Source organism: Micromonospora sp. CA-244673, from assembly GCF_050948395.1.
Taxonomy (GTDB): Bacteria; Actinomycetota; Actinomycetes; order Mycobacteriales; family Micromonosporaceae; genus Micromonospora.
In genome coordinates this window covers 3,601,714-3,616,412 of the sequence record NZ_CP192019.1, presented here as the reverse complement: position 1 = coordinate 3,616,412, position 14,699 = coordinate 3,601,714, and the positions used below count along the sequence as shown (strand labels likewise).

The following is a 14,699-nucleotide window of genomic DNA, read 5'->3' as shown; positions in this document are numbered from 1 at the left end:
GATCACCGACTCCGCGACGCACGCCCGCCGCCCGGACGATCACGAGTACATCAGGTGCAGCGTCATCCCGGCGTCGGCGTGCGCCAGGTTGTGGCAGTGGTTGGCCCACATGCCGGGATTGTCGGCCCGGAACGCCACCTCCCAGACGTCGCCGGGGCGCACGTCGAAGGAGTCCAGCCACAGCGGGCTTCCGGTGGCCGGCGCTCCGTTGCGGGACAGCACCAGGACGTGGTGGCCGTGCAGATGCCACGGGTGCACGACCTGGGACCGGTTCACGATCGTGAACCGGACGGCGTCGCCGAGGCGGACGACCTGGGGCGGGATGTCCGGGTCGGCCGCGCCGTTGACGGTGTGGGCGTATCGCGGAAGCAGTCCGTGCAGGTCCAGGCCGCGGTCGAGCACGAGGGTGAACGTCCGGTCGAAGCGGGACCACGGCACCGGGGCAGGCGCGCCGTAGCCGAGCGGATCCAGCACCGGCCACCCGGCGGTCGCCGCCGACACCGGTCCGGTCGAGTAGACGGCCCGTCCGTCGACGAACAGCGCCACGGGCGTGGCGGGCGCGGTGAACACCAGGTCGTAGCGGCCCCCGGCCGGGATGAGGACGGCGGTGTCCACGAGGGAGGTCGGGCCCCGCAGGTCCGATCCGTCGATCGCGGCGACCCGGAACGGGGTGCCGGCCAGGGCGTACCGGTGCGTCGTGCTGTCCGTGTTGATCAACCGCAGCCGCACGGGCGTCCCCGCCTCGACCGGCTCGGTTCTCGGCTCGGGCAGCGGACGGCCGGAGAGGGTGTGCACCGGCACCGTGACGTCGACGCCGGTCGCCGGCGCCGGGCGCACCACCAGGACGCCGTAGAGCCCCATCCGCACGCCGACGTCGGACACCGCATGCGTGTGGTACCAGTAGGTCCCGGCCTGATCGGCGCGGAACCGGTAGACGAACTCCTGGCCGGGCAGCACCGCCGCCTGCGTCACGCCGGGCACCCCGTCCTGGCTGTTCGGCACGTCGTACCCGTGCCAGTGCAGCGTGACGCCGCGCGCGATGTCCCGGTTGCGCAGCGTCACCTCCAGGACGTCGCCGACGGCGGCGGTCAGCTCCGGCCCGGGAACCTGCCCGTCGAAGGCCCACGCCGCGACGTCGCGGCCACCGGCGCGCACCGTCGCTGTTCCGGCCGTCAGGGTGAACCGCCTGGTCGGTTCGCCCACGGTCCGCGCATCCCCAGCTCCGTGATCATGGGGTACGGCGGGAGCGGCGCCCGGGGCGGCGGCCAGCGCGGTTCCGGTCAGCAGCGCCGCGACCGCCACCACGAGGGCCACCCGCGAGACCGTCCGGGACGGGGGCGCGCCGAGGAAGCGCCACGAGACCGCGGTCGCCGTGACGACCCCGGCGACCGCGAGCAGTCCCGCGCCCGCCGACGCGGGATAGCCGTGCAGGACCGTCACGAGCAGGGCGCCGCTGTCGGCGTACCCGGCGAAGAGGAGCGGAACCGCGACGGAGCGGATGTCGCCCGGGGCCCGCAGCAGCCGCGGCCCGGCGACCACCACCCCGGCGAGCGCGAGCGGCGCGGCGATGAGGACCTTCTCCGCCGCGAACCACCAGCCGGCGCGGGCGAGCGCGGTGATCGTGACGGCGCGGGCGAGCGTGGCGACCAGGGCGAGGGCCGCCAGTCCGAGGGCGAGCGGCCGGCGCCGGGCGGCCGACGCGGCGCCGCCGCCCAGCCACCCGGCGGCCGCGAGGACCGCGATCACGAGGTCGGCCGCGAGCAGCGAGCCGACGGTCATGCCGGCTCCCCTTCCCGGACGGTCACCTGGGCGACCTCGGCCGGCGCCGGGCTCGCCAGCTTCCGGGCTGCCCGGAGCACGCCGACCACGACGTGCACCGCGACGATCCCGTTGACCGCGTGCAGCCCGGCGATGGTCAGGCCGACCGGCGTGCTCCCGCCGGCGGCGTCGGTCGTGCCGTTCGCGAGCGTGGCGAGGAGCGCCTGCAGGATGACGAGGCCGAGCGGCAGGACCGTCAGTCCGACGAGCCGGCCCGGCGCCTTCGCCAGGGCGGCGAACAGGATGGTGAGCAGGGTGAGGACCGGGATGACCGCCATCCCGGTGGCGCTGTGCAGCGCGTAGGCGCGCTCGCCCGCGGGTTTCGTGAACGCGCCCACGGCGGCGAAGACGAACTGCAGGGCGAACGCGACGAGCAACAGGGTGCTGGTGACGACGAAGGCTTTCCGCATGATCGTTTCCCCCTAGAGACGAGCCGAGGTCAGTGCCCGGGCGACGTGATCGGTGGCCGTCATCGCGCCGTACGCGACCAGCCGCACGAGGTCGGCGTCGCCCGGATGGGACAGCCGCCAGAGGGCGACGTCGCCCGGGCTGATCGAGCCGGGCGCGAACGCCGCCAGCAGCGCGATCCGCGTCCCGACGCGGTCCGTCCCGGGCACGTCCCGGACCAGGTCGACGGCCCAGTCCGCGGGCCGGTCCGGGAACCTTCCGTCCTCCCAGCGCACGGTCGCCGCGACGGTCTGGCGGGCCACGTCGCCCAGCAGATCCCCGCCGCGCAGGGCGGCGTCGCGCAGCGCCGCGTACGCCACGCCGACCGGGCTGTCCCCGGCCCAGGCCGGTGGCGCCGTCGTGCCGGCGTCGACGAACGGGAGGCTCCGGCCGGGTTCCTTCGCGCCGCGGGCCGTCCTGGCGTAGAGCCGGCCCCCGACCGAGCGCACCATCGGGGAGCGCTGCAGGCCGCCGGGCAGCAGATCGGGGTCGAGCAGCGCGGACACGACCCGGTTGATGAAGTGGAAGGCGAGCAGGGTGCCGGTGAACTCCGGGCGGTACCGGCCGGTCCAGTCGGCGGCCGCGGGGCTGCGGCTGGCCTCGGCCCAGCGGGCGAGTTCGGCGTGCCTCGGCTCCGGTGGCGTCCCGCCCTGCGCGATGACCTCGGCCAGCGCGTGCTCGCCGAGCGCGTGCAGCAGCATCACGTGCGCGTCGACGCAGAACCGGCAGCGGTTGGCCCGGGACACCGACGACGCCACGAGCTCACGCTCGACCCGGGACGCGTCGCCGGCGAGCAGGGCCTCGCGCATGAGCGCCCAGGTCGCGGCCATCACCTCCGGTACGGCCGACAGCGCCTGGAAGGTGGGCACCGGCCCGAGGAACTCGTCCCGCAGCTGCCGGTAGACCTCCGCGGTGAGTCCCGTGGCAGCCGACGCTTTCGCGGGGGTGAAGAAGCGGTATGTCATGGGTTCGATGCTTGCCGCGGACGGCCGGGAAAGCGTCGTGCCGTCGCAGGCACTTGCCCGGCCGCCGATACCACCTCCGCGGTACGCCCCATCTACCACGGACGCGGGATGCTCCCCGAGGACTGCCGTTCTACAGTTCGACCATGCGCCGCGACCTGCCGTACGCCCTCAGCGGCCTCTTCCTCGGTGCCCTCCTGCTCGGCAACGCCGCGCTCGCGCCGGACGCCGCACCGGTCGGGGTGCTCGACGTCGCCCTGGTGCTGGCCATGGCGGCGGCCCTGGCGGTGTGCCGGCGGCACCCCGTGGTGGCGTTGGGCGTGGTGACCGCCGCCATGCTGGCCGTCCACGTCCGGGTCCATTCCGGGGTGTCCGCCGCGTTTCCCGTCCTCGGCGTCGTCTACGTCGCCGCCTGGCGGGGGCACCGATCGGCCGCCGCCCTGGCCAGTCTCGTGTTCCTCGGCGGTTTCCTGGCCCGCGACGTCTCGGTCGCGCCCGCCGGCCGGCCCGGCCAGCTGATCGTCGAGCGGACGGCCCTGCTGCTGGGCTGGTTCGTCGCGGCCAACGTCGCCGGGCTCGTCGCGCGGCAGCGCCGGGCGTACCTGGAACAGGTCGAGCAGCGGGCGTTCGAGGCGGAACGCACCCGCGAGGAGATGGCGTTGCGCCGCGCCGGGGAGGAGCGCCTGCGCATCGCCCGCGATCTGCACGACTCGCTGACCCACAACATCTCCGTCATCAAGGTGCAGACCGGGATCGCCGTGCACCTGGCCCGCAAGCACGGCGAGGAACCGTCGGCCACGCTGCTGGCGATCCAGGAGGCCAGCAGCGCCGCCATGCGGGAGCTGCGGGCGACCCTGGACGTCCTGCGCGCGCCCTCCGACGGGGACCGTGTCGGGCTGGACCGGGTGGGCGAACTCGCCGAGCGGACCAGTGCGGCCGGCGTACCGGTGCGGCTGACCGTGACCGGTCAGCCCGGGGACCTGCCCGCCGAGGTCGATCAGGCCGGCTATCGCGTCGTCCAGGAGGCCCTGACCAACGTGGCCCGCCACGCCGGCCCCGCCACCGCCGAGATCCACGTCGAGTACGCCCCGGCACAGCTGACCGTCTCGGTGACCGACGACGGTCAGGCGTCGCCGGTCCGCCCGGTGACACCGGGTGTGGGCCTGCGCGGCATGCGGGAGCGGGTCACCGGGCTGGGCGGCACCCTGCAGGCCGCCGCCCGCGACGGCGGCGGGTTCGCGGTCCGGGCGACCTTCCCGCTCGGCGGCCCGGCATGACCGGGCGCGTGCGCGAGGTCCGGCCGGCTCGGTCCGCTCCGACGGGAGGGAGGAGCCGGCATGATCCGGGTTCTGCTGGTTGACGACCAGGCCCTGATGCGGGCCGGGTTCCGGGCGTTGCTCGACGCCGAGGAGGGCCTGGAGGTCGTCGGCGAGGCCGTCGACGGCGCCTCTGCCGTCCAGCTGTCGCGACGCCTGCGGCCGGACGTCGTGCTGATGGACGTGCAGATGCCGGGGCTCGACGGCATCGAAGCCACCCGGCGCCTCGCCGCCGATCCCGACCTGGCCGCGGTCCGCGTCCTCATCCTCACCAACTACGGGCTCGACTCCTACGTGTTCGCCGCTCTCCGCGCGGGCGCCAGCGGGTTCCTCCTCAAGGACGCCGACCCCGCCGACCTGCTGCAGGCCATCGGCGTCGTGGCGCGCGGCGACGCGCTGCTCGCCCCGGCGGTCACGCGCGCGCTCATCAGCGAGTTCGTGGCCGGCCCCCGACCGGCCGACCCGGCGGCCGGCCGCGACGTGCTGACCGCCCGCGAGCAGGAGATCGTCGAGCTGGTCGCCCGGGGGCTGAGCAACGACGAGATCGCCGAGGGTATGGTGATCAGCCCGCTGACCGCCAAGACACACGTGAACCGGGCGATGACGAAACTGCACTGCCGCGACCGCGCCCAACTGGTCGTGTGGGCGTACGAGTCGGGGTTGATCACGCCGCGCCGCCGGTGACAGCCGCCTTGACCAGGTGACGGCAGTGGTGATACCGAGATCACCACGCCGCCGGCTGCCGAGCCACGCGGAGTACCACACGGGGAGAAATCAGCATGCTCGACTCTGCGACGACCCAGGTGATCCCACCGGTCCCGCCGCCGCCTCGCCGCCGGCGGCGCCTCCCGGTGCTGATCAGCGTCCTGACGACCCTGCTCCTGATCGCCGCCGTGCTGGTGGCGGTCGAACCGCTGCGCCACCCGCTGCCCGCGCCGACCGTCACCCGGACGCTGGCCGCGTCGACGGTCATCCCCGGCAAGGCACCGACGGTGCCGTGGCCGCGTTCCGGGCAGGCCGCCCTCTTCGTGGAGGGCGTCGGATCCATGGGCACCTCGGGCGGCAGCGAGCCGATGCCCATCGGAAGCGTGGCCAAGGTGATGACGGCCTACGTCATCCTGACCGAGCACCCCCTCGACCGGGGCGAGCATGGGCCCAAGCTGACGGTCAGCGCGGCGCAGGCGGCCGCCTACCCGAGCGAGCTCGCGCGCGGCGAGTCCCTCATCCGGGTCGCCGCGGGCGCGGTCTTCACCGAACGCCAGGCCCTCCAGGCGGTGCTGTTGCCGTCGGCGAACAACATGGCGCGGATCCTCGCCGCCTGGGACGCCGGCAGCATCGACGCGTTCGTCGACAAGATGAACGACACGGCCGCCGAACTCGGCATGCGGGACACCCGCTACACCGACCCGTCCGGGCTCAGCCCGCAGACCGTCAGCACCGCCGTCGACCAGGTGATCATTGCCCGCAAGGCGATGGCGCTGCCCGCGTTCGCGGAGATCGTGGCCCAGAAGAAGGCCACCCTGCCCGTCGCCGGCGAGGTCAAGAACTACAACTCGCTCGTCGGCCGCAACGGCGTGGTGGGGATCAAGACCGGGTCCACCGACGAGGCCGGCGGGTGCCTGTCCTTCGCGTTCGTCCTCACCGTGGGCGGCCGGAAGATCACCGTGGTCGGCGCCGTCCTCGGGCAGCCCGGCGTGGACACCCCGGTCCAGTTGGAGCGGGTCTTCCGGGTGACCCGCTCGCTGATCCGCAGCGCCACCTCCGCCATCGGGCTGCACCCGGCCGTCCGGGCCGGCGACCCGGTCGCCACGGTACGGGGGCCATTCGGCGCCGAGACCACGCTGACCGCCGCGAAGGACCTCTCCGTGGTCGGCTGGCCGGGCCTCCGCGTCAAGCTGGCCACCGACATCCCAGCCGTGCCGGCCGAGCTGCCCGCCGGCGCCGCACACGGCCGGGTCAGCGCCGCCGCCGGCGGCGGCAGGCCCGTCACGACCCCACTGCGGTCGGGCGTACGGCTCGAACCCCCCGGCACCTGGGACCGCATCCGTCGGCACCGCTGACCGGGTGGTGCGGCGCGCCGGCCGGCGGCCGGCGCGCCCCGGTCACCGCAGCAGGCTCGCCGCCTTGGCGACCGCCTGCTTGAAGCTCGCCAGCGCCTCGTCGTAGTGCGCCGCCTGCAGCCGGCTGCGACCGGCGGCGATCAGGCCGGCGATCGTCGCGAGCTCCCTGGTCGCCTGCGGGCTTGCCGCCTGCGCCCTCGCCAGCTCGGTCCTGGCGATCGATTCGCCGGTGAGCCCGACCTGCTGCAGTTGCGCGCTCGGCGACGCGCCGCGCGACTGCGCGATGAGCAGGTACGACGTCGCGTGGCCGAGCTTGGTGACGGCGGCGGCCGGGTTCCCGGCCAGCAACGCGTCCAGGGCTCCGTTGCGGGCCGCGCCGCCGTGGTTGCCGATGAGTTCGTCACGTGCCGAGAGCAGGGCGGACCGTACGGCCGGCGTGGCGGTCGGAAGCATGGCGGTGAGCTGGTCGGCGACGTCCTGGAGCAGGTGGGCGGGCGCGCGGATGACGAACGGAACCGTCGATGCCGTGGGCGCGAACTGCCCGGAGCGCCGGGTCTCGATCGTGAGCTGGTACGTGCCGGCGGGCAGATCCGGCGGAGTGGTCACCGTCGCCGCGCCGTTCGCGTCGGTCGTGGCGGTGGCGGTGAACGCCACGACACCCTCGTGGCGAAGCGTGAACGTCACGGTGGCTCCCGCGACACCGGCCCCGGAGTCGTCCTCGGGGGCGAGCCGGGCGGAGAGGGTGGGCGTCGAGCCGGCCGGCGCCAGCGGCAGCAGCCCGGCGAGGTCGAGCCGGGTGTTCCTGAGCGCGACGTCGACCGTCAGCGGGGAGGTCGTCGCGACGGCGGGGTTGGTCTGGCTCCAGCCTCGGATCGCGATGTCGTACGTCCCGACGGCCGCGTCGGCGTTCGGCGTGACGGTCGTCCGGGCGAGGGCGGTCTCGCCGGCGCAGAGGATCCGGGCGCCCCTGGTCATCGTCCAGCCGGGCGGCAGGTTCACGGGCTCGAAGAAGAACGTGTCGCAGCCGGACTCGGCGGTGTTCATGACGGGGACGTCGACGGTGTGGCTGCTCCCCGCGACGGCGCGGACCGGGCCCGCCTGGTCCAGCGGGTAGGTGTCGACGAGAATGCCGGGTCCCGGCACGTCGAAGTACGCCCGGACCGTCTCGTCCTTGGCCCCGATCGCACGGACCGCCACACCGGACGGGGTGCCGTCGGCCCACTCCCGTGCCATGGTCCGCTGCGGAGTGTTGGGGTCGGAGGGATCCCAGGCGTCCCGGCTCGACCCGCCGTAGTTGTTCGTGGGGGTGGTCGTGCCGTCGGGCAGCATCGGCTCGATCGGCCGCAGGCCGTTGGCGACGCCCAAGGAGTTGTCGTTGACGCGCCAGATGACGAGCCCGGCGTCACTCGCGCCCTGGTCGTAGGTGCCCGGCGTCAGTTCGCGGTTCTCCACCATGAAGTAGTCGTTCGTGCCGTCGTCGGGGTCGTACAGGATGAAGGAGTCCCCCGTGGTGTCGGCCCGCCGGATGTCGTAGAAGCCGTCGGCCTCCACCACGACCGGTGTGGTCCAGCCCAGATGCATCTTCGTCCAGGAGTTCGGCGCGAACAGGGCGGTGTCCGGCAGGTTGCAGGTCGGCCCCGCGAAGTCGAGCCGTCCGGCGCCGAAGCCGTAGAGGTCGGCCATGTCGGTCAGGGCGTGGCCGTTCTCGTGGATGATCGTGATCAGGTTGGTCGCGGTGTTGACCAACGGCACCTGCAGGGCGTTGAGGTTGGTGCCGTCCAGCGTGACGGGGGCGACGCCGCTGTTCAGCCCGCATCCCTGACCCAGCGGGAGGCTGGGTTCGGCCTCGAGCATGTTGACGATGATTTCCTGGTTGTCGAGCCGGCCGTTTCCGTCGACGTCGTAGGTCGAGTAGTCGAAGAAGGGGTCGGCGAGCTCGAGCAACGTCTTGTTGCGCTGCACGATCGACGTGGCGAAGAACTGCGCCTTCGTCCCGGGATAGCGCACCTGCACGACGCCGTCCTGTGCGGTCCCCTGGTATTCGGAGGCCGGGAAGACGAACAGGTCGTTGAACGACAACCGCCGGAAGTAGTCGCCGACGCTCGGGAAGGTGGTGCTGGGGAAGCCGGTGCCGAAGTAGCGCCGGGCGACCGTCGTCGCGTCGAAGTCGTTCGGGTAGTCGACGTCGTCCCAGCGGATGTAGATCACGAGGAGGGCGCGGTCGGCCTGACCACCCGCGTGACTGAACAGCGGCCGGCTCACATGCGTGGTGCCGGGGTGGGAGAAGTCGTGCGGCGGGGAGGGATACGGCACGGCGAGGGCCGGCGTGGCGAGGCCCAGGGCGACGACGAGGACCACGAGGAGGGTGCCGGCTCTGCGCATCATGATCGCCTCTGGATGCTGGTGACGACTCTCCCACCATCTCTACGCCCCTGCGAGGGCAGCAACAATGCGCCGTTCGGCCAGCGGGCGCCGGATTCCGGGCGGGCGCCTTCGGCGCCCGTGACCTGAGGAAACCTCAGTCCTCGACGGACGGGGCAGCCTGGACGGTCGTGACCGGCGTCCCACTTTCGACGGTACGGGAGACGGTGCAGAGCCGGTCGTGCGACTGCTGCAGCGATCGGGGCAGGGCCTCGCGCGCCTTGTCGCCGTCGGCGCCCGCCGGGAACGTCACCGTGAACTCGACCTTGAGGTTCCGCATCCGGTTTCCGCCGGCCTCGTCCCGGATCTTGTCACCCGTGACGTCGACGGTGAACCGGGTCGGCTCGGCGCGGCGGCTGGTGATGTGGTCGACGTCGATCGCGGTGCAGCCGCCGATGGCGGCCAGCAGCAGCTCCACCGGCGTGAAGTCCCCGTCCTCACCGGTGCCCATCGACATCGACCCGCCGCGGACATTCCGGGCGACGTACTTCCCCATGCTGGTGCGCTCGATCTCCACCGAGCGGAAGGTGTCCTCACTCATGACAGAAAGCTACCCGGCGCCTCTCCCCCGCACAGCGGCAACGGTGCGCCGCTCGGTTATCCCGCGTTCGCTACGCCGCGAGCAGGAGGCCCGCCAGGGTCAGGGCGCCGGTGGCGGTCGCGAGGCCGGCGACGGCGAGCAGACGGTCGCGACGCAGCGCGAGGACCGCAGAAAGCGCCGTGGCCGACCCGGCGGCCACGAACAGCGACCCGGAGCCGGTGTGCAGGCCGAGACGGACGAGCAGCAGGGCGCTGACGAGGGCGACCGCGGCGGTACGCGTCCACGCCATTGCCGTCCGTTCCCGTTGCAGGCCGGGATCCCTCACGACACGACGGCGACGACGAGCACGCCGGTGCCGAGCACGCCCAGCGCGGCGGCGACCAGGACCAGCAGCGGGGTGAACGGGATGCCCTGGCCGAGGCGCATGGCGCGTTGGGTGCGGGCCCAACGGCGGTAGGCGGCGACCGGAAGCAGCGTGCCGGCCACCGCGAGCACCGCGGCGAGGCCGCTGCGGGTGCCGGTCAGCGCCGACGCCGGCAGGAACTGGATCACCACGACCGCGCTGGCCAGCAGGGCCAGCGCGGTGCGGATCCAGGCGAGGAACGTGCGTTCGTTGGCGAGGGAGAAGCGGTAGTCGGGTTCGGTGCCCTCGCGCATCCAGACGGGCTCAGGCATCGATGGCGCACCGGAAGCCGGCGTGACCGGTGGTGCTGTCCGGCGTGGACGACGTACGGGCCGAGACCCGGTAACGGTTGCAGTAGGACTCGTGACACAGGTAGGAGCCGCCACGCATGACCCGCGTCGTGCCGGCCGGCGGGCCCGCCGGGTCCATCCGGGTCGCCGGCGAGGACTCGGCATGCCAGTCGGTGCTGAACCAGTCGGCGCACCATTCCCAGACGTTCCCGCTGGTGTTGAAGAGGCCGTGACCGTTGGGGCGGAACGCGTTCACCGGCGCGGTGCCGATGTGGCCGTCGTCGCCGGTGTTCCGTCGCGGGAAGTCGCCCTGCCAGGTGTTGCAGCGGTGCTGGCCACGCGGGGTGAACTCGTCGCCCCACGGGAAGCGGGCCTGGTCGAGGCCGCCGCGTGCGGCCTTCTCCCATTCGGCCTCGGTGGGCAGGCGCTTGCCGGCCCACGCGGCGTAGGCGGTCGCGTCGTTCCACGACACGTGCACCACGGGGTGGTTCGCCCGCCTGGTCACGTCCGAGCCCGGTCCCTCCGGCGCGCGCCACGACGCCGCCTCCACCGGGAGCCACCACGGCGCGTGTTCATCGACGCAACACGTGTTGAACAGCCGTGACCCGACCGAGACCTGTGACGATCCCGTCCCGCTCGGTGTCCCCACGGCGATGTGCCGTGCCTGCTCGCCGAGGGCCTGCCCAACCCCGAGATCGCCGAGCGGCTCGTGATCAGGCGACGAGACCGTGAAGACCCACACCGGCCGGCTGCTGGGTAAGCTGAGCCTCCGGGACCGGGCGCAGGCGATCCTCGTCACCCAAGGTCCGGGCTGGTCGTCCCGCGCGGCAATCGGAGTGAACGGTGAACGACGACGCGCTCGCCACCTCGCTCGCGGCGCACCTGGACGCACTGACCTTCGCGGACCGGTCGACCGACGAGGTCACCGCGCTGCTTGTCGACGCGGTCGCCGCGTGGGGTGCGGCCCAGGGCTTTCGGGTGTACCGGCGCGCCACGAGTGTCGTCCCGCTTCCCGCCCCGTACCAGAACCGGCACTCGGTCGTGGACGTCGCCTTCGCTCGTCCCGCCGCTCATCCCGTCGTGATCGAGGTGGACCGCACGGACCGCCGGCGCACGGTGCAGAAGCTGCTCGCCGAGGCCGCCGCCGGCCGGGTCGCGCTCTGGGTGCGCTGGGGGCCGGGACCGTTCGCCGTACCGCCCGCGCCGGTCCGCCTTGTCACCTGCGAAGTCGCCGTGCGCAACCACAGGCACTCGCGACTGCCGGCCCGTCCCGCGCCGCAGCACTCCGCGCCGGCCGGCGCCGCGGCGGATCCGGTCGAGCTTCCGCTCATCGCAGATTGAGCTTCGTGCCCTCGTGGCCGGCGACGAACCCGAGCCGTCCGAGGACACGGGTGGCGTGGACGTAGCCGACAGCCTCGATCAACGACTGGCCGTCATCGCTTCGTCGGCCCACTCCCGTGCCATGGTCCGCTGCGGAGTGTTGGGGTCGGAGGGATCCCAGGCGTCCCGGCTCGACCCGCCGTAGTTGTTCGTGGAGGTGGTCGTGCCGTCGGGCAGCATCGGCTCGATCGGCCGCAGGCCGTTGGCGACGCCCAAGGAGTTGTCGTTGACGCGCCAGATGACGAGCCCGGCGTCACTCGCGCCCTGGTCGTAGGTGCCCGGCGTCAGTTCGCGGTTCTCCACCATGAAGTAGTCGTTGGTGCCGTCGTCGGGGTCGTACAGGATGAAGGAGTCCCCCGTGGTGTCGGCCCGCCGGATGTCGTAGAAGCCGTCGGCCTCCACCACGGCCGGTGTGGTCCAGCCCAGATGCATCTTCGTCCAGGAGTTCGGCGCGAACAGGGCGGTGTCCGGCAGGTTGCAGGTGGGCCCCGCGAAGTCGAGCCGTCCGGCGCCGATTCGGCAACATCTGGTGGTTGACTTCCTCCCCGCGCCTGAAGGGCGGGGATTCCCGTGGCTGAGGCGCGTTCACGCCGCGAGCCGTTCGGGTGGTTGGCGTTTCACAGACAGCCCTGCGGCTAGGTCTCCACGCCCTGTTACCGCCAGCCCGGCGGCGAGGATGTTCTTGGCCGCGTTTACGTCGGCGTGGTCCTGATGCCCGCAGGCGACGCACCGGAAGACCGCTTGGCTCTCGCGGGACTCCGAGGCGACATGCTTGCAGGCGTTGCAGGTCTGCGACGTGTACGCCGGGTTGACCTTCTCGATCTTTGCCCCGTAGTAGCGGGCGGCGTGTTCCAGCTTGAGCAGGAATCCGCCCCACCCTTTGGCGAGGATGGCCCGGTTCAGGCCAGCCTTCTGGCGGACGTTACGGCCGGGCTGCTCAACGGTGCCCTTCGCGCTGGCCGTCATGTTCTTGATCCGCAGGCCCTCGACAGCGACCATGCCGTGCTCGCGGACCAGGCGCACGGCGGTCTGCGCGGCGAAGTCAGCTCTGCGGGCCCGGATACGGGCGTTGAGCCGGCCGAGTTGCGCGCGGGTAGCGTCGCGACGTTTCGATCCGCGGTTGCGGCCATGGACCCGCAGCGACCGCGATAGGCGCTGCTGCAACCGCTTGAGCCGGGCCGCCTCGCCCGCGGTGACGAACTCCCGGTCGTCCAGCCCCCCGTCAGAGGTGGCCACCGCCACGGTGACACCCCGGTCCACCCCGACCGGCGGCTTACCGTTCGCCGCCGCCTCGGCAACGCCGTCCTCGACGCAGAACGAGATGTACCAGCGTCCGCCGTCACGGCAGACGGTGGCGTTGCGGATCGCGCCACCCAACGGCCTGGTCCACCGAAACCTGACCGGCCCGAACTTCGGCAGGCGCACCTCACCCCACCTGCGGTTCAGCCGCCGCACCGCAATGTGCTTGGGGTCGGGAAACCGAAACGACGGGGCCGTGCGGGCCTTGGACCGCCAGCGCACCCTCCACGTGCCATGCGTCTTGCACGCCCGGTCCAGGTCCCGCAGGGTTTGCTGCAACGTGTGCGACGGCGCGTCGGCCAGCCACGCGCAGTCCGGGTCCTTCTTCGCCTCGGCCATCTGCCCGGCCTGCTCGTTGTAGCCAATGAACGCGCCGCGGCGGCGGTACTCACGGCGCTGCTCCAACGCCGTGTTCCACACCGCCCGACACACCGCGCCGACCTGTCCGGCGTAGGCGGCCTGCTCGTCGGTGAAAGCGAGCAGATAGCGGCGGCCGGTCAGCATTCAGCGGCCCTTCTGCTGCTCGACATACTCCTTCACCGCTGCCAGCGGCGCGTCACCGGCGGTCGCCACGAAGTACGAATTCGTCCATAAAGTCGGCAACCGGGAACGCAGCGACGGAAACTCCTCACGCAGCACCCGAGACGTCCGTGCCTTGACCGCCTTGACGAGCTTGTGGACACCGAACCGCGGGTCCACCTCGACAAGCAAGTGCACCTGATCGGGTCTGACCTCCAACGCCACCAGCCACGCCCCCTTCTCCTCCACCACCTCACCGATGAGCTGCTCCAACCGCTCCTCGATCCGGCCGCCGAGCACCCGGCGTCGGTACTTCGGGCACCACACAACGTGGAAAGCGCACTGGAACACGACGTTGCTGTTCGACCGCAGGGCAACCGACACCCGCGCCACATACAACCTCGTGCTATCTACTGTCCGTCCGAAATCGACACGCTAGCCCCACGGCCAAAGCCGGGGGGTCTGCGCGCTACGCACTTCGATCAACACAGCGATCGAGGACGTCGCACCCGAGGTGGGGATGCGGCGGCTCGCCGAACCGCGGTACGCCGAGGCGAGCGCGACGCACAGGAGACCCTGGACCGGGAGCTGAACGGCCGCACCGACAGCGTCGTCAGCCGCCCGGTGATCGGCTGACGGCAGACGGCAGACGGGCGCGGTGGACGACCGGCCACCCGGCACCGCCGGTCCGCCCGGTACCGCGGCGGCATCCTGTTCGTACCATCGCCCTTGTCGGCGTTGGAGGTCGTCATGTCGGTCGATATTCGGGCAGGGAAGCCGAAGCTTCCGCCGCGCTGGTTCATCCGGCTGGCCCGGTCGGTGCACCGAGGTCTGTATCGGGCCTTCCGGGGACGGGTCCTCTGGCGGCCCCGCGCCGACCGTTGGGGCACCCTGCGGCTGTCCACGACCGGGCGCCGCACCGGTCAGCAGCGCAGCGTCATCGTCGCGTACCTGGAGGACGGGCCCAGTCTGTTCACGCTGGCGATGAACGGCTGGGTTGAGGGGGAGCCCGCCTGGTGGCTCAACCTGCAGGCGCATCCGGACACGGCTGTCGACCTGGTCGGCGGACGGCGGCTCGTCCGCGGGCGCACCGCGACGGGCGACGAGCGGTCGCGGCTGTGGGCCCGCTGGCGCGAGATCGAGGCCAACCTCGACGCTCACGCGGCGCTACGGTCGTCCGAGACCGCGGGGGTGGTCCTGGAACCCCGCCCCGCCGGGTAGGGGTCGCTGAGCTCGACAACCC

Annotated in this window: 16 protein-coding genes; 5 read left to right on the top strand and 11 right to left on the bottom strand. The window is 72.6% G+C overall.

The features are described 5' to 3' along the window. Positions 1 to 39: 39 nt before the first annotated feature. From ACQP12_RS16820 to ACQP12_RS16810, 3 genes are read right to left on the bottom strand one after another with little or no spacing between them, the layout of a single operon-like run. Positions 40 to 1,779 carry a multicopper oxidase family protein gene (locus ACQP12_RS16820; protein ID WP_433279981.1) on the bottom strand — a complete coding sequence of 580 codons (1,740 nt, stop codon included), beginning with the start codon at positions 1,777 to 1,779 and terminating at the stop codon, positions 40 to 42. Continuing rightward, positions 1,776 to 2,228 (bottom strand): DUF6220 domain-containing protein, encoded by a 453-nt coding sequence (locus tag ACQP12_RS16815; RefSeq protein WP_433279979.1) that lies wholly within the window; start codon positions 2,226 to 2,228, stop codon positions 1,776 to 1,778. The genes ACQP12_RS16820 and ACQP12_RS16815 overlap by 4 nt, the downstream gene beginning before the upstream one ends. Positions 2,229 to 2,240: 12 nt before the next feature. Beyond that, positions 2,241 to 3,230: a carboxymuconolactone decarboxylase family protein gene (locus tag ACQP12_RS16810; RefSeq protein ID WP_433279977.1), complete on the bottom strand. Its 990-nt coding sequence runs from the start codon at positions 3,228 to 3,230 to the stop codon at positions 2,241 to 2,243. A 143-nt stretch (positions 3,231 to 3,373) separates the two neighbouring features. On the opposite strand from ACQP12_RS16810, the gene ACQP12_RS16805 reads away from it, so the two are divergent. The 3 genes from ACQP12_RS16805 to ACQP12_RS16795 all read left to right on the top strand — a co-directional run bounded on the left by ACQP12_RS16805 (position 3,374) and on the right by ACQP12_RS16795 (position 6,603). Next, positions 3,374 to 4,504, top strand: a complete 1,131-nt coding sequence (locus ACQP12_RS16805) for a sensor histidine kinase (RefSeq protein ID WP_433279975.1) — start codon at positions 3,374 to 3,376, stop codon at positions 4,502 to 4,504. Between the two features lie 60 nt (positions 4,505 to 4,564). Then, positions 4,565 to 5,227, top strand: a complete 663-nt coding sequence (locus ACQP12_RS16800) for a response regulator (protein ID WP_433279973.1) — start codon at positions 4,565 to 4,567, stop codon at positions 5,225 to 5,227. Positions 5,228 to 5,322: 95 nt separating this feature from the next. Further along, positions 5,323 to 6,603, top strand: a complete 1,281-nt coding sequence (locus tag ACQP12_RS16795) for a D-alanyl-D-alanine carboxypeptidase family protein (protein WP_433279971.1) — start codon at positions 5,323 to 5,325, stop codon at positions 6,601 to 6,603. Positions 6,604 to 6,645: 42 nt separating this feature from the next. On the opposite strand, the gene ACQP12_RS16790 is transcribed toward ACQP12_RS16795, so the two are convergent. From ACQP12_RS16790 to ACQP12_RS16770, 5 genes are all read right to left on the bottom strand, one after another. After that, the gene (locus ACQP12_RS16790) at positions 6,646 to 8,988 is read right to left on the bottom strand and encodes a hypothetical protein (protein ID WP_433279969.1); all 2,343 of its coding nucleotides are present in this window, start codon (positions 8,986 to 8,988) and stop codon (positions 6,646 to 6,648) included. Between the two features lie 133 nt (positions 8,989 to 9,121). After that, entirely contained in the window at positions 9,122 to 9,565 is a 444-nt protein-coding gene (locus ACQP12_RS16785) for an OsmC family protein (protein WP_357950943.1), read from the bottom strand. A gap of 70 nt (positions 9,566 to 9,635) precedes the next feature. After that, positions 9,636 to 9,890, bottom strand: coding sequence for a DUF202 domain-containing protein (locus ACQP12_RS16780; RefSeq protein ID WP_433279967.1), 255 nt, complete (start codon positions 9,888 to 9,890; stop codon positions 9,636 to 9,638). Further along, a complete protein-coding gene (locus tag ACQP12_RS16775; protein ID WP_433279965.1) occupies positions 9,887 to 10,240 on the bottom strand; it encodes a YidH family protein in 354 nt (117 codons plus the stop codon). The genes ACQP12_RS16780 and ACQP12_RS16775 overlap by 4 nt, the downstream gene beginning before the upstream one ends. Beyond that, positions 10,233 to 10,808 (bottom strand): formylglycine-generating enzyme family protein, encoded by a 576-nt coding sequence (locus ACQP12_RS16770; RefSeq protein WP_433289297.1) that lies wholly within the window; start codon positions 10,806 to 10,808, stop codon positions 10,233 to 10,235. The genes ACQP12_RS16775 and ACQP12_RS16770 overlap by 8 nt, the downstream gene beginning before the upstream one ends. A 293-nt stretch (positions 10,809 to 11,101) precedes the next feature. Here ACQP12_RS16770 and ACQP12_RS16765 point away from each other — a divergent pair, with 293 nt between their 5' ends. Next, a complete protein-coding gene (locus ACQP12_RS16765; protein WP_433279964.1) occupies positions 11,102 to 11,599 on the top strand; it encodes a hypothetical protein in 498 nt (165 codons plus the stop codon). A gap of 78 nt (positions 11,600 to 11,677) precedes the next feature. On the opposite strand, the gene ACQP12_RS16760 is transcribed toward ACQP12_RS16765, so the two are convergent. The 3 genes from ACQP12_RS16760 to tnpA all read right to left on the bottom strand — a co-directional run bounded on the left by ACQP12_RS16760 (position 11,678) and on the right by tnpA (position 13,840). Beyond that, entirely contained in the window at positions 11,678 to 12,070 is a 393-nt protein-coding gene (locus tag ACQP12_RS16760; protein WP_433279962.1) for a hypothetical protein, read from the bottom strand. Between the two features lie 153 nt (positions 12,071 to 12,223). After that, positions 12,224 to 13,441, bottom strand: a complete 1,218-nt coding sequence (locus tag ACQP12_RS16755; RefSeq protein WP_433279960.1) for an RNA-guided endonuclease InsQ/TnpB family protein — start codon at positions 13,439 to 13,441, stop codon at positions 12,224 to 12,226. Beyond that, on the bottom strand, positions 13,442 to 13,840 hold the full coding sequence (gene tnpA / locus ACQP12_RS16750) for an IS200/IS605 family transposase (protein WP_433279958.1): 399 nt from the start codon (positions 13,838 to 13,840) through the stop codon (positions 13,442 to 13,444). 366 nt (positions 13,841 to 14,206) lie between these two features. Here tnpA and ACQP12_RS16745 point away from each other — a divergent pair, with 366 nt between their 5' ends. Then, positions 14,207 to 14,677 carry a nitroreductase/quinone reductase family protein gene (locus ACQP12_RS16745; RefSeq protein ID WP_433279956.1) on the top strand — a complete coding sequence of 157 codons (471 nt, stop codon included), beginning with the start codon at positions 14,207 to 14,209 and terminating at the stop codon, positions 14,675 to 14,677. Positions 14,678 to 14,699 lie beyond the last annotated feature (22 nt).

Excerpts from the sequence above, each read along its gene's own strand:
- ACQP12_RS16820 (WP_433279981.1), bottom strand. The coding sequence starts at position 1,779 with ATGACCGTCGGCTCGCTGCTCGCGGCCGACCTCGTGATCGCGGTCCTC.
- ACQP12_RS16815 (WP_433279979.1), bottom strand. The coding sequence starts at position 2,228 with ATGCGGAAAGCCTTCGTCGTCACCAGCACCCTGTTGCTCGTCGCGTTC.
- ACQP12_RS16810 (WP_433279977.1), bottom strand. The coding sequence starts at position 3,230 with ATGACATACCGCTTCTTCACCCCCGCGAAAGCGTCGGCTGCCACGGGA.
- ACQP12_RS16805 (WP_433279975.1), top strand. The coding sequence starts at position 3,374 with ATGCGCCGCGACCTGCCGTACGCCCTCAGCGGCCTCTTCCTCGGTGCC.
- ACQP12_RS16800 (WP_433279973.1), top strand. The coding sequence starts at position 4,565 with ATGATCCGGGTTCTGCTGGTTGACGACCAGGCCCTGATGCGGGCCGGG.
- ACQP12_RS16795 (WP_433279971.1), top strand. The coding sequence starts at position 5,323 with ATGCTCGACTCTGCGACGACCCAGGTGATCCCACCGGTCCCGCCGCCG.
- ACQP12_RS16790 (WP_433279969.1), bottom strand. The coding sequence starts at position 8,988 with ATGATGCGCAGAGCCGGCACCCTCCTCGTGGTCCTCGTCGTCGCCCTG.
- ACQP12_RS16785 (WP_357950943.1), bottom strand. The coding sequence starts at position 9,565 with ATGAGTGAGGACACCTTCCGCTCGGTGGAGATCGAGCGCACCAGCATG.
- ACQP12_RS16775 (WP_433279965.1), bottom strand. The coding sequence starts at position 10,240 with ATGCCTGAGCCCGTCTGGATGCGCGAGGGCACCGAACCCGACTACCGC.
- ACQP12_RS16760 (WP_433279962.1), bottom strand. The coding sequence starts at position 12,070 with ATGCATCTGGGCTGGACCACACCGGCCGTGGTGGAGGCCGACGGCTTC.
- ACQP12_RS16755 (WP_433279960.1), bottom strand. The coding sequence starts at position 13,441 with ATGCTGACCGGCCGCCGCTATCTGCTCGCTTTCACCGACGAGCAGGCC.
- ACQP12_RS16745 (WP_433279956.1), top strand. The coding sequence starts at position 14,207 with ATGTCGGTCGATATTCGGGCAGGGAAGCCGAAGCTTCCGCCGCGCTGG.